Genomic DNA, 25,400 nt, shown 5'->3' on the forward strand with positions numbered 1-25,400 from the left:
TTCTTTCTCTCTCATCATTTTTATCGTGCATGCGATACATTATCTTATAAAATAGCCACTCGGTTAACTATCTCCTCACAACGCTGCATGTCGATTGCTTCTGATACCTCGCATCCACACACGGTCACGCTCTGTGCCTCGCCACGGCTGGCACAGGGCATACGCCAGTGGCGGCAGGCAGAATACCAGCGTCAAGGGCTGGCACAATGGCAATCCCCACAGGTGTATCCGCTACAGACATGGCTGGACCAGACCATAGAGCAAGCGATTTTATGCGGCCAGATTCCCTGCGAACTGGCCCCTGCGGGTGTGCTGGACAATACACAGGAAGCCTTGCTTTGGCAGCAGGCCATCAGCCAGAGCCTGCAGCGCCATGAAGCTGCGGAGTTGTTTAATACCAGCGGGCTGGCCAGCGCGGCGATGGAGGCCAATCGCTACGTCATCGAATGGAACATCAGCCTCGACATGGCGGACACCAGTGAGGAAACACGGCAGTTTCTGCGCTGGCGACAACAATTTCAGCAATTGTGCAAACAAAGTGGCATGCTGGAAAGTGTGCGTTACCATGCCTGGCAACTCGAACAGCTGGCACAATCCACGTTGCCATTGCCTGGTCATATCGAACTGGCAGGGTTTGACCGCATCAACCCGCACTTGCAACGCCTGCTCCAGCTGCTCATTGACCGTGGTGTGCAGGTCAGCCATATGCAGCCTCAGGTAGAGACTGTCAGCACTGTGCGCATGGCTTACAGCGATGGCCTGGCAGAATGCCGCGCCGCGGTGGGCTGGGCCCAGCAGCAACTGGCAGACAACCCGGCAGCAAGGCTGGCGATAGTGGTGCCGGCACTGGATACATGGCGCGCCACCTTGGCCAACTTGCTGGATGACTGCCTGCATCCGGAGACACTGGATCCGGCGCAGGCGGAGCTGCCTCGCTGCTACGAGTTTTCGCTGGGCTTGCCACTGCACCGCTGGCCCATGGTAGACACAGCCTTACGCTTGTTACGGCTAGTCTTTCAACCCGGCGCGCTGGCGCAAACCGAACTGTCCGCATTGCTGGGAGATATTTACTGGTCGCAAGCCTTGCAGGAAAACCATCTCCGTGCGCAGTTGGATGCCGAAATGCGTTCCCAGTTACCGCTGAGCGTGCATGGCCATACCTTTGCACGCTTTGTCAGTCGCAAGCAAGAGGCTCCGCATGCCATCCCCTGCCCGCACTTGCAGGCAGACGTGCAGGCGCTGTTTGCACAAGCCAAACAAGCGCCCCGCAAACAACTGCCTTCCGTCTGGGCAACCACATTTGAACACTGCTTGCAGGCCACCCATTGGCCCGGTGAACGCAGCCTGTCCAGTACCGAGTTTCAATGCAGTGAATCATTTTCTCGTGTGCTGGCGCAACTGGCCGCACTGGATACCTTGCTGGGGCCAATCGCCGCCATGCCAGCCTTGCAACAATTGACGCAGTTGTGTCAGGCACAAATTTTTCAGCCACAAACAGTCGTCCAGCCCAATATTGTCGTCATGGGCATGCTCGAAGCCGCCGCCCACCCGCTGGACGGGGTATGGGTGATGGGCATGAATGACCATGTATGGCCACCTCTCTCGCGTACCAATGCACTGCTCCCGGCCGAGTTGCAACGCAAGGCGGGCACGCCCAATGCGAGCAGTGATGTGCAAATGGCCTTTGCCAGCCAGATTCACCAGCGCTTGCGCCGCTCGGCCAAGCAAGTGGTTTTTTCGTATGCCACCCTCGAAGGTGACCGCCTGTTACGTATGAGCCCCTTGCTGAACGGGATTGAAGAGTACCCGCCACTGCCCACCTTACATACACTGGCAGAAACGCTTGCACAACACAGCACACAGGACTGGCAATGGCTGGATGATCAGCATGCGCCGCCTGTGGAAGAAGGTGAGCATGTCAGCGGCGGCACAGGTCTGCTCAGGGCGCAAGCCATTTGTCCGGCCTGGGCCTTTTACCAGTACAGGCTCAAGGCACGCAAGCTGGAGGCGCCTAAAAACGGCCTGGATGCCATGGAACGCGGCGACTTGATCCATCAGGTGCTGGCGGCATTCTGGTCACAAACACCGGCTGTCACTTGGGCCAGTGTCTCGCCCGAGGACCTGAAAACGCAACTTGAGCAGATCGCAAGCACCGTGATGGCCGAGTTTAACAGCGCGTTTGCCCAACCTTTTTCGGCCGTATTTTGCCTGTTGGAAGCCGAGCGCCTGAGCAAGCTGGCACTGACCTGGCTATGGGAAGTCGAGCGCGAACGGCCGCAAGCCTATACCGCGACCCTGATTGAAAAAGAATTCAAGCTGCTGATTGAAGGCATACAAGTCAAGCTGGTGATAGACCGGGTGGATACGCTGGACGATGGCCGACTGGTGGTGATTGACTATAAAACCGGCAGTGCGCCCGACTTTAAAAACTGGGCCAGCGCACAAATTACCGAACCCCAACTGCCGATTTATGCTGCATTCTTGTTACAGGAAGCCGACATTGCGGCGGTCTGCTTTGGCAAGGTGCGCTTGACCGATGGCGGTTTTTCCGGCGTCGCCGCCGGAGAAGACATACTGCCCGGCGTTAAAGCCTACAATGCCGAGAAAAATAACGTTTTTCCTCCCGAGCAGTTTCCCGACTGGCCATCACTGCTTAACCATTGGCGGCACACCATCACCCGCACCGCGCAATCACTCAAAACTGGCGAAGCGGGTGTCGTGTTCACCTCGGAAAAAGACCTCGCCTACTGCGATGTACTGCCCCTGCTCAGGTTGCCTGAACGGCAATTACAGTTTGAACATCTGCAATCAGGAGCGCAGGCATGCGTTTAGTGATGCAAGAAGCTGATCAGGCGCTGGCACAAGCGCTGGCTGCCGACGCACACAATCGCCAGCATGCGCTGGCGCTCGAGTCATTTATTGTCGAAGCTCCGGCGGGCGCCGGTAAAACCGAGCTGTTGACGCAGCGCGTACTCAAGTTGCTGCAAACCGTGCAGGCGCCGGAAGAAATCATTGCGATTACCTTTACCAACAAAGCAGCTTCAGAAATGCGGGCGCGGATTCTGGACAGTTTGCAGCTGGCGGCCAAAGGCGTCATGCCGCCCCAGCCGCACAAGCAAATCACCTTTACCCTTGGGCAGGCAGCCTTGCAACGCTCGGCCGAGCTGGGTTGGCATTTACTCGAAGCCCCTGCCCGGTTACGCATTTATACTATCGATTCGCTGTGCGCCAATCTGGCGCGGCAAATGCCTTTGCTCAGCCGCTTTGGCACGCAACCAGCGGTGACTGAAGATGCCTGGTTTTATTATCGCGAGGCGGCCAGCCAAGCGATACAGGCGATGGAAGATGACACGCACGGACCCGCCATTCAGCAGGTGTTGCGTTATGTGGATAATGACCAGATACGACTGGAATCGCTGCTGCAAGCCATGCTGGCTAAACGCGAACAATGGTTGCATCTGAGCCAGTATGGTGCTGATGACGAGAACGCGGAGATTAGCCAGGCATTGACCACACTGGTCGAAGCAGAACTGGCAGAAGTGTTGCAGGTGATGCCTGCCCGTCGTCAGCAAGCCTTGATGCCGATTGCCCGCTATGCCGCGAGCCAGCTACCCGCAGAGCATCCGCTGGCGCGCTTGCTGGATTGGCAGGTGCCGCTGGCCGCCAATATCCATGACCTACCGGCCTGGCAAGCGCTGGCAGAACTCCTCCTCACCGGCACCGGTGGCTTGCGCAAGCGGCTGGATAAAAACATGGGCCTGGCCGCGACCGATGAAGCAAAGCCCTACAAAGAGGCCTTGACTGAGATATTGCAGGCACTGGAGCAGGAAGGGGCTGAATCCACTGTCGCGCGTTTACGCAAACTGCCTGCTGGCGGCCAGGATCCGGAAGGCATCATCATCGCGCTGACGCAATTGCTGCACATTGCGGTGGCTCAACTCTGGCTGTGTTTTCAGCAACAGCACGAAGTGGATTTTGTTGAAATTTCACAGCGCGCCCTGCAGGCATTGCAAGCCCATGACGGCAGTTCTACAGAGCTGGCGATGCGGCTCGATTATCGTATCCAGCATTTGCTGGTGGACGAGTTTCAGGATACCAGCCCCACCCAGATTGCATTATTACGTGCGTTGACGCAAGGCTGGCAAGCGGGTGACGGCCGCACTCTGTTTGCCGTGGGCGATCCCATGCAATCGATTTACCGCTTTCGCAAAGCCAATGTCGGCCTGTTTTTGCAAGTGGCGCAACATGGCATTGGCGATATCGCACTCACGCCGCTCAAGCTATGGCGCAATAACCGCTCCTGCCCGCCAGTCGTCGCGTGGATTAACCAGACTTTTAAAGGCATGCTGCCCCCGACTGACAATCCGCAACAGGGCGCGATTCGTTACCGCCCGTTTGTGGCCACGCGCGCAGACCACGCAGGTGCTGGCGTGACCGTGCATCCGCTGCTGGTGCCAGTTGAAAGCGATGAAGAAGCTGACAGTACGGATATCCGCCATATTGAGGCTGAACGCATTATTCAGATTATCCACGACACCCGTGCTGCAAAGCCGGAGGCCACCATCGCCGTGCTGGTGCGCGCGCGGCGGCATTTGCATGCCCTGGTGGGTGAAATGCGACGCAATCACGCAGGCTTAAGCTTTCAGGCCGTTGAAATTGAAGAGCTGGCCAATCGCCAGATTGTGCAAGACCTGCTTAGCCTGACCCACGCCCTGCACCAATTGGCAGACCGCGTACACTGGCTGGCGCTGTTGCGCGCGCCCTGGTGCGGGCTGACCCTGGCTGACCTGCATGCCTTGATCGGCAACGACAGCCAGCGCACTGTACTGGCGCTGCTGCAAGACGAACAACGCTTGACCATGCTGAGTAGTGATGGCCAACAACGCGCCCGCCATCTGCGCGAGGTGATGCATAGCGCCCTCGCCTTGCGCGGACGCGCGACGTTGAGCCGCTGGATCCACAATACATGGCTGCGGCTGGGCGGCGCCAGCTGCTTATGGGATGCAAACGATGTACAAGATGTCCAGGCCTTTTTTGCCCGGATTGAAGCACTGAGCCAACACGACCAGTTCAGCCCGGAGGCACTGGCGGACGATGTGCAGAAACTGTACGCGGCACCCGACGCCAACGCAGACACCCGGCTGCAGTTCATGACCATCCACAAATCCAAAGGGCTGGAGTTTGACACCGTGATTTTGCCCGGGCTGGATGGTGGCAATCCGCCCGATGACCCCAGGCTGGTGATTTGGGAAGAGGTTCCCCTGCCGGATGGCCGCATGGCGCTGGCGGCGGCGCCCTGGTTACCCACCGCCAGAAAACGGCAGTTGGCCGGTGTGAGCGCCTACGACTATCTAAACGACCTCGACAAAACCCGCGCTGCCTACGAGGATGCCCGCGTGCTGTATGTGGCGGCAACACGGGCGGAGCGTCATTTGCACTTGCTGGGAGCTGCCAAACCGGATAAAAGCGGCGCACCACAACCACGCAAGGGCAGCTTTTTGCATTTGCTGTGGCCCAGCATCGTGTCACAGTTTACTGCGGAGCACGACATTGTCGCGCGCTATCCGCGCAGCACACAACAAAGCGACATTGCCAGCTTTGTGCCAAAATTGATCCGCCTGCAAAACCCCGCCATACCGGCAAGGCTACAAGTAAATACAGCTATTCAATCGATGGTCAACCCTCGTCAGGCAAGCGACGCCGACAGCCAATCAAGCGTGTTGCAGCGTGCACTGGAGGCGGATATCGGCACACTGACACACATGTATCTGCAACTCATTGCGGAACAAGGGTTGGCACACTGGGAAACACACATAGCCACGCAATTTAAAGCATTGCAGGCCGCCATCCAACGCTGGTTCAGGCAACGAGGCTATCAGGAGGCCGAACAGCACGCCGCAAGCAGCCGTGTCACTGCCCTGCTGACAACCACGCTGCTCTCAGCAGATGGTTTGTGGGCATTGCAGCCACATGTACACGCAGCGTCAGAACTGGCGATTGACAGCTTGACGGCCCCTTTGAGCCAAGGATTCGCCAGCAGTAAAAAAGTCATAGACCGGACCTTTGTCGCAGAAGGCACGCGCTGGATCATCGACTACAAGTCGATGCCAGTCACGACAAACGATGACCTGCCTGCAGTTGCCGCCCGCTTTGCGCCACAGCTAGCAGCCTATGCAACGCTGTTTGCGCATGAACACCTCCCCATCCGTACTGCCATTTTATTTTTAAATATCGGCACCCTGGTGCCACTTGACCACACACAGGAGCACTTATGATAAACAGCCACGTGATAGACAGTCACGCCATCCTCGAAGCCTTTCAATTCCGCCATGCCTGCAAGGAGTTTGATGCCAGCAAAACTATCCCCGCAGATGAGTTTGAACTGATACTGGAAGCCGCCCGCCTTTCACCGAGTTCGTTCGGTTTTGAACCCTGGCACTTTATTGTGGTGCAAGACCCGGCACTGCGCGAAACATTGAAACAACACGCCTGGGGCGCCCCGCTCAAGCTGGATACCGCCAGCCATTTTGTCCTGTGCCTGGCCATGAAGTCACCGTTCCTCAATTACGACAGCCCTTACCTGCCCGCCTTTATGCAGGAGGTCCAGCAGCACTCCGAAGAGATGGTCAATATACGACTTGGTTTTTACAAACAGTTTCAGCAATCTGACTTTGACCTGACTGATGACCGCAAACTGTTCGACTGGGCCAGCAAGCAATGTTACCTGCCGCTGGCCAATATGATGACAGTGGCGGCCATGCGCGGTATCGATTCCTGCCCGATTGAAGGCTTCAAGCAACAGGAAACTGAAAAGCTGCTGGCAGAAAAGTTTGATGTCAACCTGGGGGTCTATGGCCTGGCGTATATGGTGGCCTTTGGCTATCGCAAACACGACCCCAAACCCAAAACCAGACGCTGGATGGATCAGGTGGTGACTTGGAAGTGAGCGCCCTTGGACCATTAGGATAACGCCTACAGGACACTACACATCGAGACACAGCCCTTGATTGTGCAAACAATGCGAAACTTCAAGCATTGGCCTTAAAGGGCTATTTAAATGCATGACCAGTCTTTGTTACAGTCTGATTTCAAAATAAAATCAGTGGGGTGTTGGATGAAATCGGTATTCAAAAATATGTTCACTTGCAGTGCGCTCATATTGGCAACGTTTACGGCCAATGCAACTGCAGATCATGGGGGACTAGTGGATGTGTTAGAGGGTGTGCTTGCGCATGCAGACCTTCCCATGAAAGATGGCCTTGCTACATACGCGTTTGCGTTTGCGTTGGAGGCTTCAACTAAGGGATATGCCAGCATGACCTTGGACAAAGTGGCTTCATCGGATGATGATCAGGCTGACAGTACTGATGCAGACAGCATGCTCGCATAAAACTGCGCACTCACGGCAAATGCTTCTTGGGGTGCACTCGCTTATGTTGTAAATGGTGTGTGATCGATACAGTAAAAACACAAAAGGCCGGTTAACGGCCTTTTGTGTTTTTCATGCATGTGGATCTATAATCCAAGGCATCAGGTTTTGATTGGTCACAGCGCCTGTGTACCGGTCACTCAAGATGCATGATTACGCTGCCTCATTTTTGAAATGTCTGCGCACATACCAGACAACAAAGATCAATCCCAATGCCGCGATCACATAATGCGACTCATGGAAATACACTTTCAGGTCCTCCCAGTGCTCACCGGCCTTCATGCCGACATAGCCCAGCACAAAACACCAGATCAATGAACCGACGAAGGTGTAAGCCACAAACCGCGTCATATTCATGCGCGCCACGCCTGCCGGGAAAGCAATAAAGGTGCGTACAGCAGGCAGCAGACGGGCGATAAAGATAATAATCTCGCCATGCTGCGCAAACCAGCGGTCTGCCATGTCCAGATCCCTTTTGCTGATCAGCACGTACTTACCATACTTCTCCACCAGCGGACGGCCGCCATACATGCCCAGATAATAGGCCGGAATCGAGCCGACCACACAGCCAATGGCGCCTGCCAGCGCGATGCCCCACAAGGTCATTTCGCCTTTGGTCACCAGAAACCCTGCAAACGGCATGATGATTTCTGATGGCAAGGGAATACAGGCTGACTCAATCGCCATCAACAACACGATACCGCCGTAGCCCATGGTCGATATCACGCCGATAATCCAGGCGGCAATTGCTGCCAACAGTTTTTCCAACATTACATAAATTCCTTCAGAAGGGTTTTGACCAACTCGGTACGATGGTTGAGGTTGCCCAATTGTACCGTAACTCTGAGCTTGTCAGGCCCATTCATGCGGCAGCGTTTATCACGTTGCAGCAGGTTGATCAGCTTCATCGGGTCAATATCTGCCTTGGGATTAAATTGCAGTTGAATGGCGGCATCCGAGGCGTCAATTTTGATGATACCCAGTGCTCTGGCGGCAATCCGTAAACGATGGCATGCCACGAGCGCTTCACCAGGTTCTGGCAGCAGGCCGAAACGGTCAATCAGCTCTTCCTGCATGCCATCCAGCGCTTCGTCATCTTCGCAGTTGGCGAGGCGCTTATAAATTACCAGTCGCTCATGTACATCCGGGCAATAGTTGCTAGGCAGCAAGGCGGGCGTATGCAGGTTGATTTCTGTCGTCACGCCGAGTGGCGCATCCAGATCGGGCTCTTTACCAGCCTTAAGCTGCTTCACGGCGTGGTTGAGCATGTCGGAATACAGGTTAAAACCAATTTCCTGCATTTCACCACTTTGGCTATCGCCCAGCAATTCACCGGCACCACGGATCTCGAGATCGTGCATGGCGAGGTGGAAACCAGCACCCAGGTCTTCCAGCAACTGAATTGCATCCAGCCGCTTTTGCGCTTGTGGCGTAATGGTGCGATGTGGATCGGTCAGCAAATAGGTATATGCCTGATGGTGACTGCGACCGACGCGGCCACGCAACTGGTGTAACTGTGCCAGGCCGAACATATCGGCCTTGTTAATGATCATGGTATTGGCGGTGGGAACGTCAATACCGGTTTCGACAATGGTAGTGCATAACAGCAAGTTGGCACGTTGCTGATAAAAATCACGCATGACGTGTTCCAGCTCACGCTCACGCAACTGGCCATGGCCGATGGCAATGCGCGCTTCGGGCACGATTTTTTCCAGCTTTTCCTTCATCACGTAGATGGTATCCACCTCGTTGTGCAGAAAATACACCTGCCCGCCGCGCTTGAATTCACGCATGACAGCTTCGCGGATAATGCCATCGGAATATTCGGTGTGGAAGGTTTTAATCGCCAGCCGCTTTTGCGGCGGCGTGGAAATGACGGAGAACTCGCGCAAGCCTTCCATCGCCATGCTGAGCGTACGCGGGATCGGCGTGGCCGTCAGTGTCAGCACATCGACTTCGGCACGCAGGGCCTTCATCTGTTCTTTCTGCCGCACACCAAAGCGGTGTTCTTCGTCTAGAATCGCCAGGCCCAGATTTTTGAACTTTACATCCTTCTGGATCAGGCGATGGGTGCCGATGATGATGTCTATGCTGCCATCGGCCAGTCCTTTGAGCGCTTCGGTTTGCTCTTTGGCAGTGCGGAAGCGCGAAATTTCAGCAATCTTGATTGGCCATTCGGCAAAACGGTCACAGAAGTTCTGGTAATGCTGCTCTGCCAGCAGGGTGGTGGGCACCAGCACGGAGACCTGACGGCCACCCATCACGGCCACAAAAGCTGCACGCAAGGCCACTTCCGTCTTGCCGAAGCCGACATCGCCACACACCAGCCTGTCCATGGGGCGGCCAGACTGCATATCTTTGATCACATTTTCAATGGCTTCGAGCTGGTCTGGTGTTTCTTCAAACGGAAAGCTTTCGCAGAAGGCTTCGTAATCATGCAGGCTTAAAGTAAAGGCATGACCTTTGCGCGCAGCGCGTTGTGCGTACAAGTTAAGTAATTCGGCAGCGGTATCACGAATCTGCTTGAGTGCTTTTTTCTTGGCTTTTTCCCACTGACCACTGCCCAGGCGATGCAAAGGCGCACTTTCAGGCGGTCCGCCGGAATAGCGTGAAATCAGGAATAATTGCGAGACGGGTACATATAGCTTGTCATCGCCAAAATATTCAATCAGCAATAACTCGGTTTCGCCCTCACCAAAATCAATATTGACAAGGCCTTTGTAGCGACCCACGCCATGCTGCTCATGCACGACCGGGTCATCGATGCGCAACTCGGAAAGGTCTTTGAGCATGCCCTCGGTATTGCGGGCTTTTTCCTGATTGCGGCGGCGTTGCTGACGCACAGTGGCCGCATACAACTCGGCCTCGGTAATCACCACGATTGGGCTGCCTGCACGCGCCTCATCGACAAAGCCCATATGCAGCGGGGCTACGCCGAGCATGACACGGTCCGGTGCCTGCATAAAGCTGGCCCAATCGTCGCAGGTCGCCATTTGCAGGCCATGCTCGACAAACAGCTGGGCAATGGTCTCCCGTCGGCCGAGGCTCTCGGCGGCAATCAATACACGGCCGTCAAACTGCTGGAGATAAGCTTGCAGTTTGTGCAAAGGCTGCTCGGCCCGCCGGTCCACATCCACAGCCGGCATGGCCGCCACGCCTTGCAGTTGATAATGCACCAGGGCAAACGCATGGGTTTGCCTGAAAAAATCATCGATTTTCTGCAACAGGGTTTCCGGACGCAGAATCGGTTTTTCAGCATCATATGCCATCAGGCGGTAACGCAGGTTGGCATCGCCCCAAAACGTTTGCGCCGCTTTGTCGAGATCACCATGCAAACACAAGACGGCTTGTTTGGGAAAGTAATCAAACAAGGTCACCGTGTCTTCAAAAAACAGCGGCAGATACCATTCCACACCACCGCTGGGCGTGCCTTTGCTCACATCTTTATAAATTTTTGCGCGTTGCGGATCGCCTTCAAAATACTCCCGAAACTGGCTGCGAAAGCGCGTAATCGCCGCTTCGTCCATGGGGAATTCACGCGCAGGCAGCATGCGGATCTCAGACACCGGGTACACGCTGCGCTGGGTATCGATATCGAAGGTACGGATGGTTTCAATTTCATCATCAAACAAGTCGATGCGATACGGCAAGGCACTGCCCATCGGGTATAAGTCGACCAGGCCACCGCGCACACTGAACTCACCCGGACTCATCACCTGGCTGACATGGTGATAGCCTGCCTGTGCGCATTGATTGCGTAAGGCGTCTACATCCAGCCTTTGCCCTTTTTTGAGCATAAAGGTGTGGGCTGCCAGATAGGCGACCGGCGGCAACCGTAACAAAGCCGTTGAAATGGGCACCACCACGACATTACTCTGGTTCTGGCTGAGTTGGTACAAGGTAGCCAACCGCTCTGAAATCAAATCAGGATGTGGCGAAAACACGTCGTAAGGCAGGGTTTCCCAATCTGGCAATACATTGACCGTAATGTCCTTGGCAAAAAAAGGAATCTCCTCCAGCAGGCGTTGGGCCTCAAAAGCATTGGCGGTGAGGACGACCAGCGGCGTATGGGTGGTTTTTAACGCACAGGCCAGGTCAGCCAGCGCGCGACTGTCAATGCCCTGGCTCTGAAATGAAAATCGCTGCGGATGCCCGATGACGGGGAGTGAAACTGCCATAAAAAGTCGAATCTGCGTGTAGAAGTTAGATGAGTAATGGTTGGCGAATTTGCCGAGTTTGCTATTATAACTGCAAGCGTACAGCAGCTGTGACATTCACCCGCTGTCCACCCGAGCGATCAAAGGCACTCGCGCGCCATATAAAAACGGAGAAATCACCATGAACGACAAACAGGCCGTTGCACTGGAAGCTGCCAATTACGTCAAGAACGATATGATTGTCGGCCTTGGCACAGGTTCCACCGCCAACTATTTCATTGAGGCGTTGGCACAACGCCAGCAATCTGAGGGCCTGCGTGTGGCTACGGTTGCCAGTTCGAATATCAGCATGATTAAAGCACAGTCCGTCGGACTGACTGTGCTTAGCCTGGCGCAACTATCTGAAATAGACCTGTACGTCGATGGAGCAGACGAAATTACGCCGGATAATACGCTACTAAAAGGACGCGGCTATGATCTGGTCATGGAAAAGCTGCTGGCCAAAGCTGCCAGGCAGTTTATTGTCGTCGCTGACAAAAGTAAGCTGGTCAGCCGCATTGGTGAACACTTTGCGATTCCGATTGAGGTCATGCCTTTTGCCTGGCAGGCAGCCAAGCGTAGCATTGAAGCTATTGGCGGAACCGGAGACTTGCGCCCCAACGCTGCTAAAGATGGCTTAAGCATCACCAGCCATGGCAGTCTGGTATTAGACATGCGCTTTGATGCCGGGATTGACGGCCACCAGCTCAACGCACTGCTCAATAATATTCCCGGTGTGGTTGAGCATGGTATTTTTGCCAAACTGGCCACTACGGTCCTGATCGCCGATCAAGGCAAGGTTGAGGCACGCGGCTAGTCGTCATGTTCGGCAAGTACGGGGGAATCTTGCGCAGAACAATGGCTCTGCGGCCTGCACGGCACTTGCTGGCACTTGCTGGCATGTGCCTGGCCTTGCTTGGCTGCAAAGAGCCCATGTCATCGCAAACATCTCCCCCCGCAGCCCCGGACCCATACACCATACGATTTGTGACGATTAACAGCCCAAGCACTTATTATATTGACAGTCAAAACAACTATGCCGGGCTCGAATATGACCTGGCCAAGCGGTTTGTTGAGTTTATCGGCCCCCCCTACACACTCGAGTTTATTGTCGTAGACAGTTTTTCAAAAGTGCTGCCAACCTTGCTTCGCGGCGAAGCCGATATTGCTGCCGCAGACATCAGCATTACCACACCACGCAAACGTCAGGTGACATTTGGGCCGCCATTTAACCAGGTGCAATCTATGGTGGTGTTTAATAAAGATAAAAATAAAGAGCCCGGCAAGGTGTCCTCCTTACTCAATAAAGCACTGGTCGTTCCCCGTGAGACCAGCTTTGTAGACCGTCTGCGTGAGTTGCAGTCGGCACATCCAGAACTGACCTGGAGAGAGAGCGATCAATACAGCTCGGAACAACTGATTGAAGCGGTCGCGCTCGGCCAAATCGATTACACAGTCGCAGACAATCATCTGCTTGCCATCATGCAGTATAACTACCCGCAGTTGGATGCAGGCCTGATACTGGGCTCCGCAGATAAAATTGCCTGGGCAATTAACAAGCAGCATGCGCATGAAAAGCTCGAACAAATCGAGTCGTTTTTCAAAAAAATTGAAAAAGATGGCACGCTGCGTAATCTGCTGGACCGTTACCACGGACATACCCGCCGACTTAAAAAAGTAGACGTGGCGACCTTTTTAAGCAAATCACAAACCTTGCTGCCCAAATATGTCCGTCTGTTCAAGAGTGCCCAGGAAATTACCGACATTGACTGGCGCCTGCTGGCCGCACTGAGCTATCAGGAATCACACTGGGATAACTACAGCACCTCGCCCACCAATGTGCGCGGACTGATGATGCTGACGGAACAGACCTCGGACATGATGAATGTGACTGACCGACTGGACCCCAAACAAAGTGTGATGGCAGGTGCCAAATTTTTGCTCTGGCTGAAAGACCGTATCCCGTCACGGATTCCGGAACCGGACCGCACTTTTATGACGCTTGCGGCTTACAATAATGGGGTTGGACATCTTGAAGATGCGCGGGTGATTGCACAACGGCTGGGGCTTAACCCGGACAGCTGGGCCGATGTAAAACGCGGCTATCAGTTGCTCAATGATCCGGCACATTATGTGAATGCCAAGCATGGTTACTGCAGCTGCGGTGCGCCAGTGATTTACACCGAATCGGTGCGCAGCTATTACCAGATCATGGAAAAACACTTCCCACCGTATGACCCTGGCGTAGACCCTTACAGAATTGCGGACGTAAAAATGCCCTGGCTATTAGCCAAGGCAGATTAAAACAGGCAACCAGACCACAGCTTAGAGTGAGAGGACTGTTTTTCCACCCATATAAGGCTGCAAAGCCTTGGGAATAGTCACGCTGCCATCGGCTTGCTGGTTGTTTTCCAGCACCGCCACCAGTGTCCGGCCTACTGCCAGACCGGACCCATTCAAGGTGTGCAGCAACTCGGGCTTACCGTTGGCATTGCGGAAGCGCGCCTGTAACCGGCGGGCCTGGAAGGCTTCGCAGTTGGAGACGGAAGAGATTTCACGGTAGGTATTCTGCGCGGGCAACCAGACTTCCAGATCGTATGTTTTGGCCGCGCCAAAGCCCATATCACCGGTACAGAGTGAAACCACACGATAAGGTAATTCCAGCGCTTGCAAAATTGCCTCAGCATGCCCAACCATCTCTTCCAGCGCCGCATAGCTATTTTCCGGGTGCACAATTTGTACCATCTCGACTTTATCAAACTGATGCTGACGGATCATGCCTTTGGTGTCTCGACCATAAGAGCCAGCTTCGGAGCGAAAGCACGGGGTGTGTGCAGTGAGTTTAATCGGCAGGTTTTCCAGCGCCACAATTTCATCCCGTACCGTATTGGTCAGGGTGACTTCAGAGGTCGGAATCAGATACAGCTTGCTGTCATTATGTGGCGTAGAAAAAAGGTCTTCTTCAAACTTGGGCAGTTGACCAGTGCCTACCAGCGTTTCGCGATTCACCATATACGGCGTATAGCACTCGGTATAACCATGCTTTTCAGTTTGCGTATCCAGCATCAACTGTGCGATGGCACGGTGCAGTTTAGCGATCTGCCCCTTCATAAAGGTAAAGCGCGCACCTGACAGTTTGGCGCCAGTATCAAAATCCAGCCCCATTGGTGCGCCTACATCGGCATGATCTTTAACTGCGAAATCAAACTGGCGTGGGTTACCCCAGCGACGTACTTCAACGTTTTGTGTTTCATCCAGCCCCACCGGCACACTGTCATGCGGCAGGTTGGGTACGTTCTGCATCAGTACCAAAATACTGGCTTGCACTTCGTTCAACTCAGCTTCAGCGGCCTTGAGTGCATCGCCTAACCCAGCCACTTCGGCCAAAATGGCACTGGCATCTTCGCCCTTGGATTTGGCAATGCCGATTTGCTTGGAAGCGGCATTGCGCTTGGCTTGCAGGTTTTCGGTATTGGTCTGGATGGTTTTTCGCCGGGCTTCCAGTGCCTTGAATTCCTCTGCCGGAAAAGTAAACTTGCGTGCTGCAAGACGGGCCACCAAGGCATCCAAATCATTTCTAAGCTGCTGAATATCTAACATTATTTTTTCGCTTTGCTCTGTAAGTATTGCTGATCAAGTTCTTTAAGGTGCTGCAATTTTTCGCCTATTTTACCTTCCAAACCGCGTGGTGTGGGTTGGTAAAACTGTTGTGTTTCCAAATCGTCCGGAAAATACTGCTCCCCCGCCGCATAGGCGCCAGGCTCATTGTGCGCGTAACGGTATTCCTTGCCGTAATCCAGCGTTTTCATCAGTTTGGTTGGTGCATTTCTCAGATGCAAGGGCACCGCACGTGATTTGTCATGGGCCACAAAGGCCTTGGCCTGGTTGTAGGCCATATAGCCGGCATTGCTTTTGGCGGCCACCGCCAGATAAATCACCGCTTGCGCCAGCGCCAGTTCGCCTTCCGGGCTGCCCAGCCGCTCAAAGGTCAACGCAGCATCATTCGCAATCTGCATAGCGCGTGGATCAGCCAAGCCTATATCTTCCCAGGCCATGCGAATAATGCGTCTGGCCAGATACAGAGGTTCAGCACCGCCATCGAGCATGCGCATCAGCCAGTACAAGGCAGCGTCAGGATTAGACCCGCGCACAGACTTATGCAGGGCTGAAATCTGGTCGTAAAAGGCTTCTCCCCCTTTGTCAAAACGACGCAGTTTGCTGGACATGGTCGATTGCAGAAACGCGTCATCGATCTCAGCGATTTTTTCGCTCAGCGCGCCGTAGAGCAAGCCTTCGGCAAAGTTGAGCAAGCGTCTGGCATCGCCATCCGCATAGGCCAGCACCTGCTCCTGCACGCTTGCGGTCAAGCGGATTTCTGGCGCGACTTTCTGACGGGCGCGTTCGAGCAGTTGCGCCAATTCGGCTTCGGTCAGCGCATTCAGCACAAACACCTGCGCACGACTGAGCAAGGCACTGTTGACTTCAAATGAAGGATTTTCGGTCGTCGCGCCGATAAAGGTAATTAAGCCGCTTTCAACATAGGGCAAAAACGCATCCTGTTGACCTTTGTTGAAGCGATGCACTTCATCCACAAATAAAATGGTATTGCGGCCAGTTTGCTGCAAGGTATGCTCGGCACGCTCAACCGCTTCGCGAATATCCTTGATGCCGGACAGCACGGCGGACAAGGGCACAAACTCGGCATCTGCCGTCTGTGCAATCAGGCGCGCCAGCGTGGTTTTACCGACGCCTGGTGGCCCCCATAAAATCATGGAAGGCAGCTTGCCGGACTCGAACGCCCGACGCAATGGCTTGCCCTCGCCCAGCAGATGGGTTTGTCCGACGACGTCATCCAGTACTTTGGGCCGCAATTGTTCAGCCAATGGCACTGAGGTGGGGGCGGCAGGTTCAAACAGTGATTGCATCATACGCAGACGTGGATGGATGAATTACTCACCCACGACATCGACCCCTTTGGGTGGGTGAAATAGAAACTGTGCTGTGTTTAAAGCGGGATTCACTTCTACATTTGAAAATACAATTTGGGTGGTTTGACCAAAGCTGTCCACCATACGCATTTGCGCCAGATTGCCATGATCAAACGAAATGATCACCACCTGGAAACCACTGTCTTTCTGGCGTGGCTTGGCCTGCACGCGTTGCAAGCCCTCATAATCAACCAGGCGACTCAGCTGAAAGCTGGTCTCGACGGCTGGTCCACCCGCCAGTAATGCGGCCGGACTGGTACCCAGCACTTTGTCGACGGCGCGCACAGTCACTTGCTGGAGGTCGATATCAAACAAAAACACCTGATTGCCATCGCTGATGATTTGCTGCTCGTAGGGTTTATGATAATCCCAGCGAAACTTGTTGGGACGTTGCAACATCATGGTGCCATCGACCTCCTGCAGCTTGCGGCCCTTCTGGTCAAACACGGTTTGCTTGAAATTGGCACGCATGGCCTGGGTGGCACTGTAAAAACGCTTCAGGTCATCCACGCCATCGGCATGCGCCACCGCCACCGCCACCAGTGCACTGAATACACACACTACAAACCTCTTAATCATGATCGCCTCCAGCCTTTACCAGTACTTCACGGTTACCATTGCTTTGCATGGCAGAGACCAGACCGGCACGTTCCATATCTTCGATTAATCGCGCTGCACGGTTATAGCCGATACGCAACTGACGTTGCACGGATGAAATCGAGGCACGGCGGGTTTTTAACACAATGGCGACGGCTTCATCATACAACGGGTCTTTCTCACCGCCTGCATCCTGCCCACCGGACAGGCCATCCATGTCGCCACCTTCCGTCTCATTGGTGAGAATGCCTTCGATATAGTTCGGTTCCCCCTGCGCTTTTAGAAAGTTCACCACGTTATGCACTTCACCGTCGCTGACAAAGGCGCCGTGAATACGCAAGGGATAACCGCTGCCAGGCGGCAGGTAGAGCATGTCGCCCTGGCCGAGCAGGGTTTCCGCACCCATCTGGTCCAGAATGGTACGCGAGTCAATTTTGCTAGATACCTGAAACGCAACACGGGTCGGCACATTAGCCTTGATCAGGCCGGTAATCACATCAACTGAGGGCCGCTGCGTGGCCAGCACCAGATGAATACCGGAAGCGCGCGCTTTCTGCGCCAGACGGGCAATCAGCTCTTCCACTTTTTTGCCCACGACCATCATCAGGTCGGCCAGTTCATCAATCACCACTACAATCAGGGGCATTTCTTCCAGAGGCTCTGGCGCATCCGGCGTTAAACTGAATGGATGCGGAATAGCTGTGCCCTGCTTTTTGGCCTCTACAATTTTCTGATTATAGCCTGCGAGGTTGCGCACACCCAGTGTGGACATTAACTTGTAGCGGCGCTCCATCTCTGCCACGCACCAGTTCAAGGCATTGGCCGCCTGCCGCATGTCAGTGACCACGGGGGCCAGCAAATGCGGAATGCCTTCATACACAGACAGTTCCAGCATTTTGGGGTCGATGAGAATCATGCGCACCCGACTGGCCTCAGCCTTGTAGAGTAAGCTTAGAATCAGTGCGTTAATCGCCACCGATTTACCGGAGCCGGTGGTCCCTGCAACCAGCACATGCGGCATTTTTGCCAGATCGGCCACCACTGGCTTGCCTGCAATGTCCTTGCCCATGGCAATCGCCAGTGGAGAGTGCATGTCAGCATAAGCCTGGCTGCCCATAATTTCAGTCAGAGACACGATCTGGCGTTTGGGGTTGGGAATTTCCAGCCCCATATAGCTTTTACCCGGGATGGTTTCGACAACGCGTACGCTGATTACTGACAAGGCACGCGCCAAGTCTTTGGCCAGGTTGGTAATCTGGCTGCCTTTTACACCGGGGGCAGGGTCCAGTTCATAACGTGTAATCACCGGTCCGGGTTGTGCAGTCACCACTTTGACATCAATGCCAAAGTCCATCAGCTTGCGTTCAATCAGGCGCGAGGTAAAATCCAGCGTTTCGGCAGATTGCATTTCCACGGACTGGTTGACAGCATCCAGCAAATGCAAGGGCGGCAATCCTTCCTGCTCGATAGATTCAAACAAGACAGCCTGTTTTTCTTTGACCACGCGCTCGCTGGGCTCAATCACAGTTTCCGGCACAGTAATTTCTACCGGCTTTCGGTCTTCATTACGCTTGCGCTCAGACAACACAAACTCTTCACGCGCTTGCAATGCCTGCCTGCCCATTTGTCGGTCTTGCCAGTCCTGATACTTGAGCAGACTCCACTGATACGCCTCAATCACACGTTCACCCAATCGCTCACTCATGGTCAGCAACGACCAGCCAGTGAACAGGCTGAAAGCGGTGGCGAATAACACCAGCAACAACATGGTGGACCCTGCAAATCCAAACATATTACGAAACAGATTATCTACGCCGCTACCAATCACCCCGCCCTGCTTGAGCGGAAAGTCCGCCGGAAAATTGACCAAATGCCCAGATTCTAAAGCTGCCGAAGCAATGACCAGCAAAGCAAACCCAACCGCATTCAGCCACCACTCTTGCTTTTCAGGCGCATCCAGGTGCAAATGCTGGTACATTAGCCAGACAAAGTAAAAAATCAGCACCACAAACCACCAGGCGGAAAACCCGAATAATGACAAAAAGATGTCCGAAAGCCATGCCCCCACGACACCGCCTGCATTGTGGATAGAGACGCCCTCATCCACCGCATGCGTCCAGCCTGGATCCTCGTGGTGGTAGGTCATCAGAATCACGGCAAGAAAAATACCCAATGCGGCCCATGCGATCCACGCCACTTCTCTCACGAGCCTGGCGTCTCTCAGCTGCTTTTCCGTCGAAACTTTTTCCAGACGGGCATTAGCGATGCTTTTCTTATTAAAAAACAATATCTTGTCTCTTTCTCTGCAAGAGTGAACTTAAGTGATTATAGCAAAATCAAATTGCAGACAGGGATTCAAGGTTTTAAAATACCTTTCAACACTCACAAGGAGCTCTCATGGACATTGGAATTAATAACGAAGACCGTCAAAAGATTGCAGAAGGTCTATCAAAACTGCTGGCAGATACCTACACTTTGTATCTAAAAACACACTACTTCCACTGGAATGTCACCGGCCCCATGTTCAATACATTGCACCTGATGTTTGAAACACAATATACCGAGCTGGCACTGGCAGTCGACCTCGTGGCTGAACGGATTCGTTCACTGGGCGTGTATGCACCAGGCACCTATGCGCAGTTTTCCAAGTTGACATCCATTGATGAAACGATCGATGTGCCAAAAGCCAGTGACATGATCAGCGAACTGGTTGCAGGCCATGAAGCCGTTTGCCGCACAGCCCGTAGCGTGTTCCCGGCTGCGGAAAAAGCCGATGATGAAGCCACGGCTGACCTGCTTACCCAACGTTTGCAATTGCATGAAAAAACTGCATGGATGTTACGCAGTATGCTTGAAAAATAATCGGGCAGTCATAGCTACAGGTAAGTCCTCAACAATGCATTGACTGCATCACTAAAAATAATATTCCGGTGTGGGCAGGTGTTTAAAATATTCGGCACCGCCCCCACCTTAAGTACAACTCAAACCAATTTGGAAATTCAAACATGGCTAGCAAACACGCCCGTTTAATGATTTTAGGTTCCGGCCCGGCCGGTTATACAGCTGCGGTGTATGCTGCACGCGCCAACTTGAATCCGGTTCTGATTACCGGTCTGGCGCAAGGAGGTCAACTGATGACCACCACCGAGGTGGATAACTGGCCAGCCGATGCCAACGGCGTGATGGGGCCGGAACTCATGGCGCGTTTTCAGCAGCATGCCGAACGCTTTAACACCGAAATGATTTTCGACCATATCCATACCACCCACCTCAAAGAAAAACCGATACGCCTGGTGGGTGACAATGGCGAATACACCTGTGATGCGCTGATCATTGCCACCGGCGCTTCTGCGAAATACCTGGGCCTGCCCAGCGAGGAAGCTTTTGCTGGCAAGGGCGTTTCCGCTTGTGCCACTTGTGATGGCTTTTTCTACCGCAACCAGGAAGTTGCGGTGATTGGTGGCGGTAACACCGCTGTGGAAGAAACCTTGTACCTGGCCAATATCGCCAGCAAGGTAACCCTGGTGCATCGCCGCGACAAATTCAAAGCTGAAGCGATTCTGGTCGACAAACTGATGGAGCGCGTGAAAGAAGGCAAAGTGGTGCTGGAAACCTTTCAAACACTGGATGAAGTGCTGGGTGATGCCACCGGGGTGACCGGCATGCGCATCAAAGACGTGAACAGCGGCACAACCAAAGACATTACGCTCAAAGGCGTGTTTATTGCGATTGGCCACCAACCCAACACGCAAATCTTTGAAGGCCAGCTGGACATGGAAGGCGGCTATATCGTCACCCAAACCGGCCGTCAGGGTAATTTTACCGCCACCAATATTCCCGGCGTATTTGCCGCAGGTGACGTGCAAGACCATATTTACCGCCAGGCCGTGACCAGTGCCGGTACCGGTTGTATGGCGGCATTGGATGCCGAGCGTTATTTGACCAGTCTGGAATAAGCAATCCAGTCACTCTTAACAGGCAATGCAATGAAAAGCGCACTCCAGTGCGCTTTTCTTTTAAAATGTAACCATGAGCAACGACTTGCCACAGACAGATGATGATGACATCCAACTGTTTCACGAAGCAGTCAAAGGCGCGCGCCCGGTAAAAGCCAATCGCATCCTGCATCCGCCAAAAAAACCTAAACCCATTCCCAGACAACTGATCCGTGACGAACAACAGGCGCTGGTCGACTCGCTCAGCGATCACTATATTCCGGCACACGAACTTGAAAGTGGCGAAGAGCTACTCTATTTGCGTGAAGGCCAATCCCCAATGGTATTGAGCAAATTGCGTCGTGGGCACTGGGTGGTGCAAGCCCATATTGACCTGCATGGCCTGATCAGTGATGAAGCAAGATTGTATGTGGCGGAGTTTATCGCCGACTGTAAAAAACGCGGCCTGCGTTGCGTACGCATCGTCCACGGCAAAGGCCTGGGCTCGCGCAATAAGGAACCCGTACTCAAACACAAGCTGCGCAACTGGCTGATGCAAAAAGACGAAGTGATTGCCTATGCACAAGCCAAACAGACAGATGGCGGCAGTGGAGCAGTGATTGTATTATTAAAAGCATAAAACGGATTTTCTCGCTCAAACGCCGACCTTCATCTAATTACAGAGGGAATGCTCGAGAGAGCAATGCATACCACTCAAAACACTTCAATATCCTATGCCTCAATTTAAGAACTTCAATTACTCTCCCAAAAACCCACCACTCTGATGGGCCCACAACTTGGCGTAAATGCCATTTTTGGCAAGTAACTCTTGATGCGTGCCAGTTTCGACAATACTGCCTTTATCGAGCACGACCAGCCTGTCCATCGCCGCAATCGTCGACAGACGATGCGCAATCGCTATGACGGTTTTACCTTCCATCAACTGTGCAAGATGATGCTGAATGGCTAACTCCACTTCAGAATCTAGCGCGCTGGTAGCTTCATCTAGCACCAGTATCGGTGCATTTTTGAGCATGACACGGGCAATGGCGATGCGTTGACGCTGCCCGCCCGAGAGTTTGACGCCACGTTCACCGACATGCGCATCGTAGCCGGTGCGGCCTTTGGCATCGCGCAGAGTGAGGATAAAGTCATGCGCTTCGGCTCGTTTGGCAGCAGTGACCATGTCTTGCTCACTTGCGTCTGGACGGCCATAGAGAATATTTTCACGTACAGAGCGATGTAGCAGTGAAGTATCTTGCGTCACCATGCCAATTTGCTGGCGTAAGGAATCCTGTTTTACTGCATCGATGGCTTGTCCATCAATCAGGATCTGGCCGGATTGAATATCATAAAACCGCATGAGTAAATTCACGATGGTAGATTTACCAGCACCAGAACGTCCGACCAGACCCACCCGCTCGCCCGAGCGAATATCAAGCATAAACTGTTGGAGCAAAGGCGCTTGTTGCGGGTAGCTAAAATCTACATGGTCAAATACCACGCCGCCTTTGGGCACATCCAGCAGCTCCGCATGTGGGCTGTCCACGACCTCATTCATCACGGATAAGGTATTGATGCCATCTTGCACGGTGCCAATTTGTTCGTAGAGCGAGGTCAGCTCCCACATCACCCAGTGTGAAATACCATTCAGGCGCAGGCTCATGGCCATGACAGCAGCCACCGCACCGGCAGCCACCAGGCTTTGCGACCATAGCCAGAGCACCATGCCGCCGCTGGCAATAATCAGGCACATGTTGAGGAAATGATTAATACTCTCGACAAAACTGACCATACGCATTTGGCCATGCACGGTCTCAAGAAACTCTTGCATGGCCGATTGCGCATAATCAGCCTCGCGGCCAGCGTGCGAAAACAGTTTTACGGTGGTGATGTTGGTATAGGCATCGGTAATGCGCCCTGTCATCAGCGAGCGTGCATCCGCCTGATTTTGTGAAACCTTGGCCAGCTTGGGTATAAAATGAAACAGTGCACCGCCATAGAGGAGTAGCCAGCCCAGAAAGGGTAATACCATCCACGGGTGAAAGCTGCCAACGACAGTGACTATCGTTGTGAAGTAAAGCAGGACATAGACCATGATGTCGGCCAGAATAAACCAGACCTCACGCACTGCCAGTGCTGTTTGCATGACTTTGGCCGATACGCGTCCGGCAAACTCATCTTGATAAAAACCCATGCTCTGATTGAGCATATGCTGGTGAAACTGCCAGCGTAGACGCATGGGAAAATTACCTGCCAAGGTCTGATGCTTAAGCAAGGTTTGCAGCAGGATCACCAGGGTACTGCTGATTAAAATGGCCGCCAGTATCAGTAAGGTTGGGTGATGTTGATCCCATAGTTGCGCGGGTGTGATTGCGGTCAGCTTATCGACGACCTTGCCCATCAGCGCAAACAGCAATGCCTCAAACGCTCCAATACAGGCGGTCAACAGTGTCATGCCAAAAATATAACGGCGCATGCCATACGAGCAGGCCCACATAAATGGCCAGAAGCGAGTCGGCAAAGTTTGAATAATGTCGGGCGGGAACGGGGTAACCAGGCCCTCAAATTTTTTAAACAAATGCATAGTTATGAATTGGCGACGATCAAACAGACTGCTTCAGCTGCAATGCCTTCGCCTCTGCCGGTGAAACCAAGTTTTTCAGTAGTGGTTGCTTTAACATTAATCGCATCAGGTGCGACCTGACAATCCGCAGCAATGTGCTCACGCATCTGTTGCGTATGTGGTCCAAGGCGTGGCGCTTCACAAATGACGGTGGCATCAATATTAGCGACAACATAGCCCTTCTCTTGTAACAACGCCACTACATGGCGCAGCAGCTGCCTGGAGTCTATGCCTTTATAACGCATATCCGAAGGCGGAAAATGCTTGCCAATATCGCCCAGCGCTACAGCGCCCAGAAGGGCATCGCAAATCGCATGTAATAGCACATCGGCATCCGAGTGCCCGTCAAGCCCTTGGTCATGGGGAATATTAACGCCGCCAATAATGCAGTCACGCCCATCAACCAGTGCGTGTACATCAAAGCCATGGCCTATTCTAAAAGATGTCATTTCAAGTTTCCTGCTGGTTATCAAGCGTGGCGGCCTGCATTAAGGCACTGACCACCTGCAAATCACGCATATAGGTAATTTTCATATTTTTGAGGTCGCCCACCACCAGTTTAGGCTGATAGCCTAGCCATTCCATGGCTTGTGCTTCATCGGTAGGTTGCCGATCAAGTGATTGCTGCAGTGCGCCTTGCAATAGCGCCAGCTTGAACATTTGTGGTGTTTGCGCCTGCCACAAGCCTTCACGTGAAAGGGTAGTTTCAATCTGTTGCTGACTATCCGCACGCTTTAATGTATCGGCCAATGGCAGAGCCAATATTGCCCCAACACTCTCTGGCAGCGCCTCTTGGAACAGGCGTTCAACAAGCGGCTGGTCTATGCCTGGTCGGGCTGCATCATGCACAAGTACCCAGTCATTGGCATCTGCTTCCAGAGCCAGATGTTTCAAACCGTTAAGCACTGACTCGGCGCGCGTAAGGCCGCCACAATCCAGCACTTTTGTTTTGCTGCAGCCATCCAGTAGATGCGGGGCCCAGTAACCATCTTGTGCAGAAACCACAATATGCACAGTCTCGATTTGATGCATAACTTCAAACACTTCAATCGCGTGGCGCAAAATGGGTTTGCCATTCAGCATTAAGTACTGCTTAGGCATAGCAGACTGCATCCGCGCACCCGAGCCTGCACTGGGAATAATCACATGGTACTTTGACATGCCAATATTTTATCACGCGACACTTTACTTGCTCGTGTCAAAACACGTTGCTTCCGCATGCCAAAAGCGGAATAGCCCAAAGGGGCCAATGACGAAAGTACTTATATCTTCTATGATGCTTTCAAACGAGGGAGAAGAAGAAAAGCAGTTCAAAGAACAGATTTCATGGCAGTCTATCTTGGGCAACCTTGATAGACCTTAGTAGCCCGGTGCTTTGCACCGGGTTTTTTTTGCCTATGAATGAGTGACAGGCATTCAGCTTCATTAATTCAAAGCGCAAAGGTATCCCTGAGAGGTATTAGATAGCCATTAAAAACAAAACCCCATCCGGTTGGATGGGGTTTTTAAATAAGGAGTTTGGGGATGACCTACTTTCGCATACGAAGAGTACACTATCATTGGCGCAAGTTCGTTTCACGGCCCTGTTCGAGATGGGAAGGGGTGGTTCCAAACCGCTATTGTCCCCAA

Annotated in this window: 18 protein-coding genes and 1 rRNA gene; 9 read left to right on the top strand and 10 right to left on the bottom strand. The window is 53.3% G+C overall.

The annotated features are described in order from the left end of the window. The first annotated feature begins 87 nt into the window (after positions 1-87). The 4 genes from Q9291_RS05380 to Q9291_RS05395 all read left to right on the top strand — a co-directional run bounded on the left by Q9291_RS05380 (position 88) and on the right by Q9291_RS05395 (position 7,390). Entirely contained in the window at positions 88-2,832 is a 2,745-nt protein-coding gene (locus Q9291_RS05380; protein ID WP_306389002.1) for a PD-(D/E)XK nuclease family protein, read from the top strand. Further along, the gene (locus Q9291_RS05385) at positions 2,823-6,275 is read left to right on the top strand and encodes a UvrD-helicase domain-containing protein (RefSeq protein WP_306389003.1); all 3,453 of its coding nucleotides are present in this window, start codon (positions 2,823-2,825) and stop codon (positions 6,273-6,275) included. The genes Q9291_RS05380 and Q9291_RS05385 overlap by 10 nt, the downstream gene beginning before the upstream one ends. Next, positions 6,272-6,946: an NAD(P)H-dependent oxidoreductase gene (locus Q9291_RS05390; protein ID WP_306389004.1), complete on the top strand. Its 675-nt coding sequence runs from the start codon at positions 6,272-6,274 to the stop codon at positions 6,944-6,946. Before Q9291_RS05385 ends, Q9291_RS05390 begins: the two co-directional genes overlap by 4 nt. Before the next feature lie 168 nt (positions 6,947-7,114). After that, positions 7,115-7,390, top strand: a complete 276-nt coding sequence (locus Q9291_RS05395; RefSeq protein WP_306389005.1) for a hypothetical protein — start codon at positions 7,115-7,117, stop codon at positions 7,388-7,390. Positions 7,391-7,582: 192 nt separating this feature from the next. On the opposite strand, the gene Q9291_RS05400 is transcribed toward Q9291_RS05395, so the two are convergent. Both Q9291_RS05400 and mfd read right to left on the bottom strand, forming a co-directional pair. Then, the gene (locus Q9291_RS05400; protein WP_306389006.1) at positions 7,583-8,200 is read right to left on the bottom strand and encodes a DedA family protein; all 618 of its coding nucleotides are present in this window, start codon (positions 8,198-8,200) and stop codon (positions 7,583-7,585) included. Beyond that, positions 8,200-11,607 carry a transcription-repair coupling factor gene (gene mfd, locus Q9291_RS05405; RefSeq protein ID WP_306389007.1) on the bottom strand — a complete coding sequence of 1,136 codons (3,408 nt, stop codon included), beginning with the start codon at positions 11,605-11,607 and terminating at the stop codon, positions 8,200-8,202. The genes Q9291_RS05400 and mfd overlap by 1 nt, the downstream gene beginning before the upstream one ends. 160 nt (positions 11,608-11,767) lie before the next feature. Here mfd and rpiA point away from each other — a divergent pair, with 160 nt between their 5' ends. After that, positions 11,768-12,442 (top strand): ribose-5-phosphate isomerase RpiA, encoded by a 675-nt coding sequence (gene rpiA / locus Q9291_RS05410; protein ID WP_306389008.1) that lies wholly within the window; start codon positions 11,768-11,770, stop codon positions 12,440-12,442. A gap of 29 nt (positions 12,443-12,471) precedes the next feature. Continuing rightward, the gene (gene mltF, locus Q9291_RS05415) at positions 12,472-13,929 is read left to right on the top strand and encodes a membrane-bound lytic murein transglycosylase MltF (RefSeq protein ID WP_306389009.1); all 1,458 of its coding nucleotides are present in this window, start codon (positions 12,472-12,474) and stop codon (positions 13,927-13,929) included. 21 nt (positions 13,930-13,950) lie between these two features. On the opposite strand, the gene serS is transcribed toward mltF, so the two are convergent. From serS to Q9291_RS05435, 4 genes are read right to left on the bottom strand one after another with little or no spacing between them, the layout of a single operon-like run. Further along, positions 13,951-15,225 carry a serine--tRNA ligase gene (gene serS / locus Q9291_RS05420; RefSeq protein WP_306389010.1) on the bottom strand — a complete coding sequence of 425 codons (1,275 nt, stop codon included), beginning with the start codon at positions 15,223-15,225 and terminating at the stop codon, positions 13,951-13,953. Next, the gene (locus tag Q9291_RS05425) at positions 15,225-16,550 is read right to left on the bottom strand and encodes a replication-associated recombination protein A (protein ID WP_306389021.1); all 1,326 of its coding nucleotides are present in this window, start codon (positions 16,548-16,550) and stop codon (positions 15,225-15,227) included. The genes serS and Q9291_RS05425 overlap by 1 nt, the downstream gene beginning before the upstream one ends. 24 nt (positions 16,551-16,574) lie before the next feature. Continuing rightward, a complete protein-coding gene (lolA, locus tag Q9291_RS05430; protein ID WP_306389011.1) occupies positions 16,575-17,192 on the bottom strand; it encodes an outer membrane lipoprotein periplasmic chaperone LolA in 618 nt (205 codons plus the stop codon). Next, positions 17,185-19,497, bottom strand: a complete 2,313-nt coding sequence (locus tag Q9291_RS05435) for a DNA translocase FtsK (RefSeq protein ID WP_306389012.1) — start codon at positions 19,495-19,497, stop codon at positions 17,185-17,187. The genes lolA and Q9291_RS05435 overlap by 8 nt, the downstream gene beginning before the upstream one ends. 110 nt (positions 19,498-19,607) lie before the next feature. On the opposite strand from Q9291_RS05435, the gene Q9291_RS05440 reads away from it, so the two are divergent. The 3 genes from Q9291_RS05440 to Q9291_RS05450 all read left to right on the top strand — a co-directional run bounded on the left by Q9291_RS05440 (position 19,608) and on the right by Q9291_RS05450 (position 21,785). Continuing rightward, positions 19,608-20,072, top strand: coding sequence for a Dps family protein (locus Q9291_RS05440; protein ID WP_306389013.1), 465 nt, complete (start codon positions 19,608-19,610; stop codon positions 20,070-20,072). 143 nt (positions 20,073-20,215) lie between these two features. Next, a complete protein-coding gene (gene trxB, locus Q9291_RS05445) occupies positions 20,216-21,166 on the top strand; it encodes a thioredoxin-disulfide reductase (protein WP_306389014.1) in 951 nt (316 codons plus the stop codon). Positions 21,167-21,239: 73 nt separating this feature from the next. After that, the gene (locus Q9291_RS05450) at positions 21,240-21,785 is read left to right on the top strand and encodes a Smr/MutS family protein (RefSeq protein ID WP_306389015.1); all 546 of its coding nucleotides are present in this window, start codon (positions 21,240-21,242) and stop codon (positions 21,783-21,785) included. A 117-nt stretch (positions 21,786-21,902) separates the two neighbouring features. Here the strand turns inward: Q9291_RS05450 and Q9291_RS05455 are convergent, their stop codons facing one another. The 4 genes from Q9291_RS05455 to rrf form a co-directional block, all read right to left on the bottom strand. After that, positions 21,903-23,726: an ABC transporter ATP-binding protein gene (locus Q9291_RS05455; protein WP_370530745.1), complete on the bottom strand. Its 1,824-nt coding sequence runs from the start codon at positions 23,724-23,726 to the stop codon at positions 21,903-21,905. Positions 23,727-23,734: 8 nt separating this feature from the next. Beyond that, positions 23,735-24,220 carry a 2-C-methyl-D-erythritol 2,4-cyclodiphosphate synthase gene (gene ispF, locus Q9291_RS05460; RefSeq protein WP_306389017.1) on the bottom strand — a complete coding sequence of 162 codons (486 nt, stop codon included), beginning with the start codon at positions 24,218-24,220 and terminating at the stop codon, positions 23,735-23,737. Between the two features lies 1 nt (position 24,221). Next, positions 24,222-24,932: a 2-C-methyl-D-erythritol 4-phosphate cytidylyltransferase gene (gene ispD, locus Q9291_RS05465; RefSeq protein WP_306389018.1), complete on the bottom strand. Its 711-nt coding sequence runs from the start codon at positions 24,930-24,932 to the stop codon at positions 24,222-24,224. A 355-nt stretch (positions 24,933-25,287) separates the two neighbouring features. Beyond that, positions 25,288-25,400 (bottom strand): 5S ribosomal RNA (rrf, locus tag Q9291_RS05470).

It is taken from the genome of Methylophilus aquaticus, from assembly GCF_030769565.1.
Lineage (GTDB): Bacteria > Pseudomonadota > Gammaproteobacteria > Burkholderiales > Methylophilaceae > Methylophilus > Methylophilus aquaticus.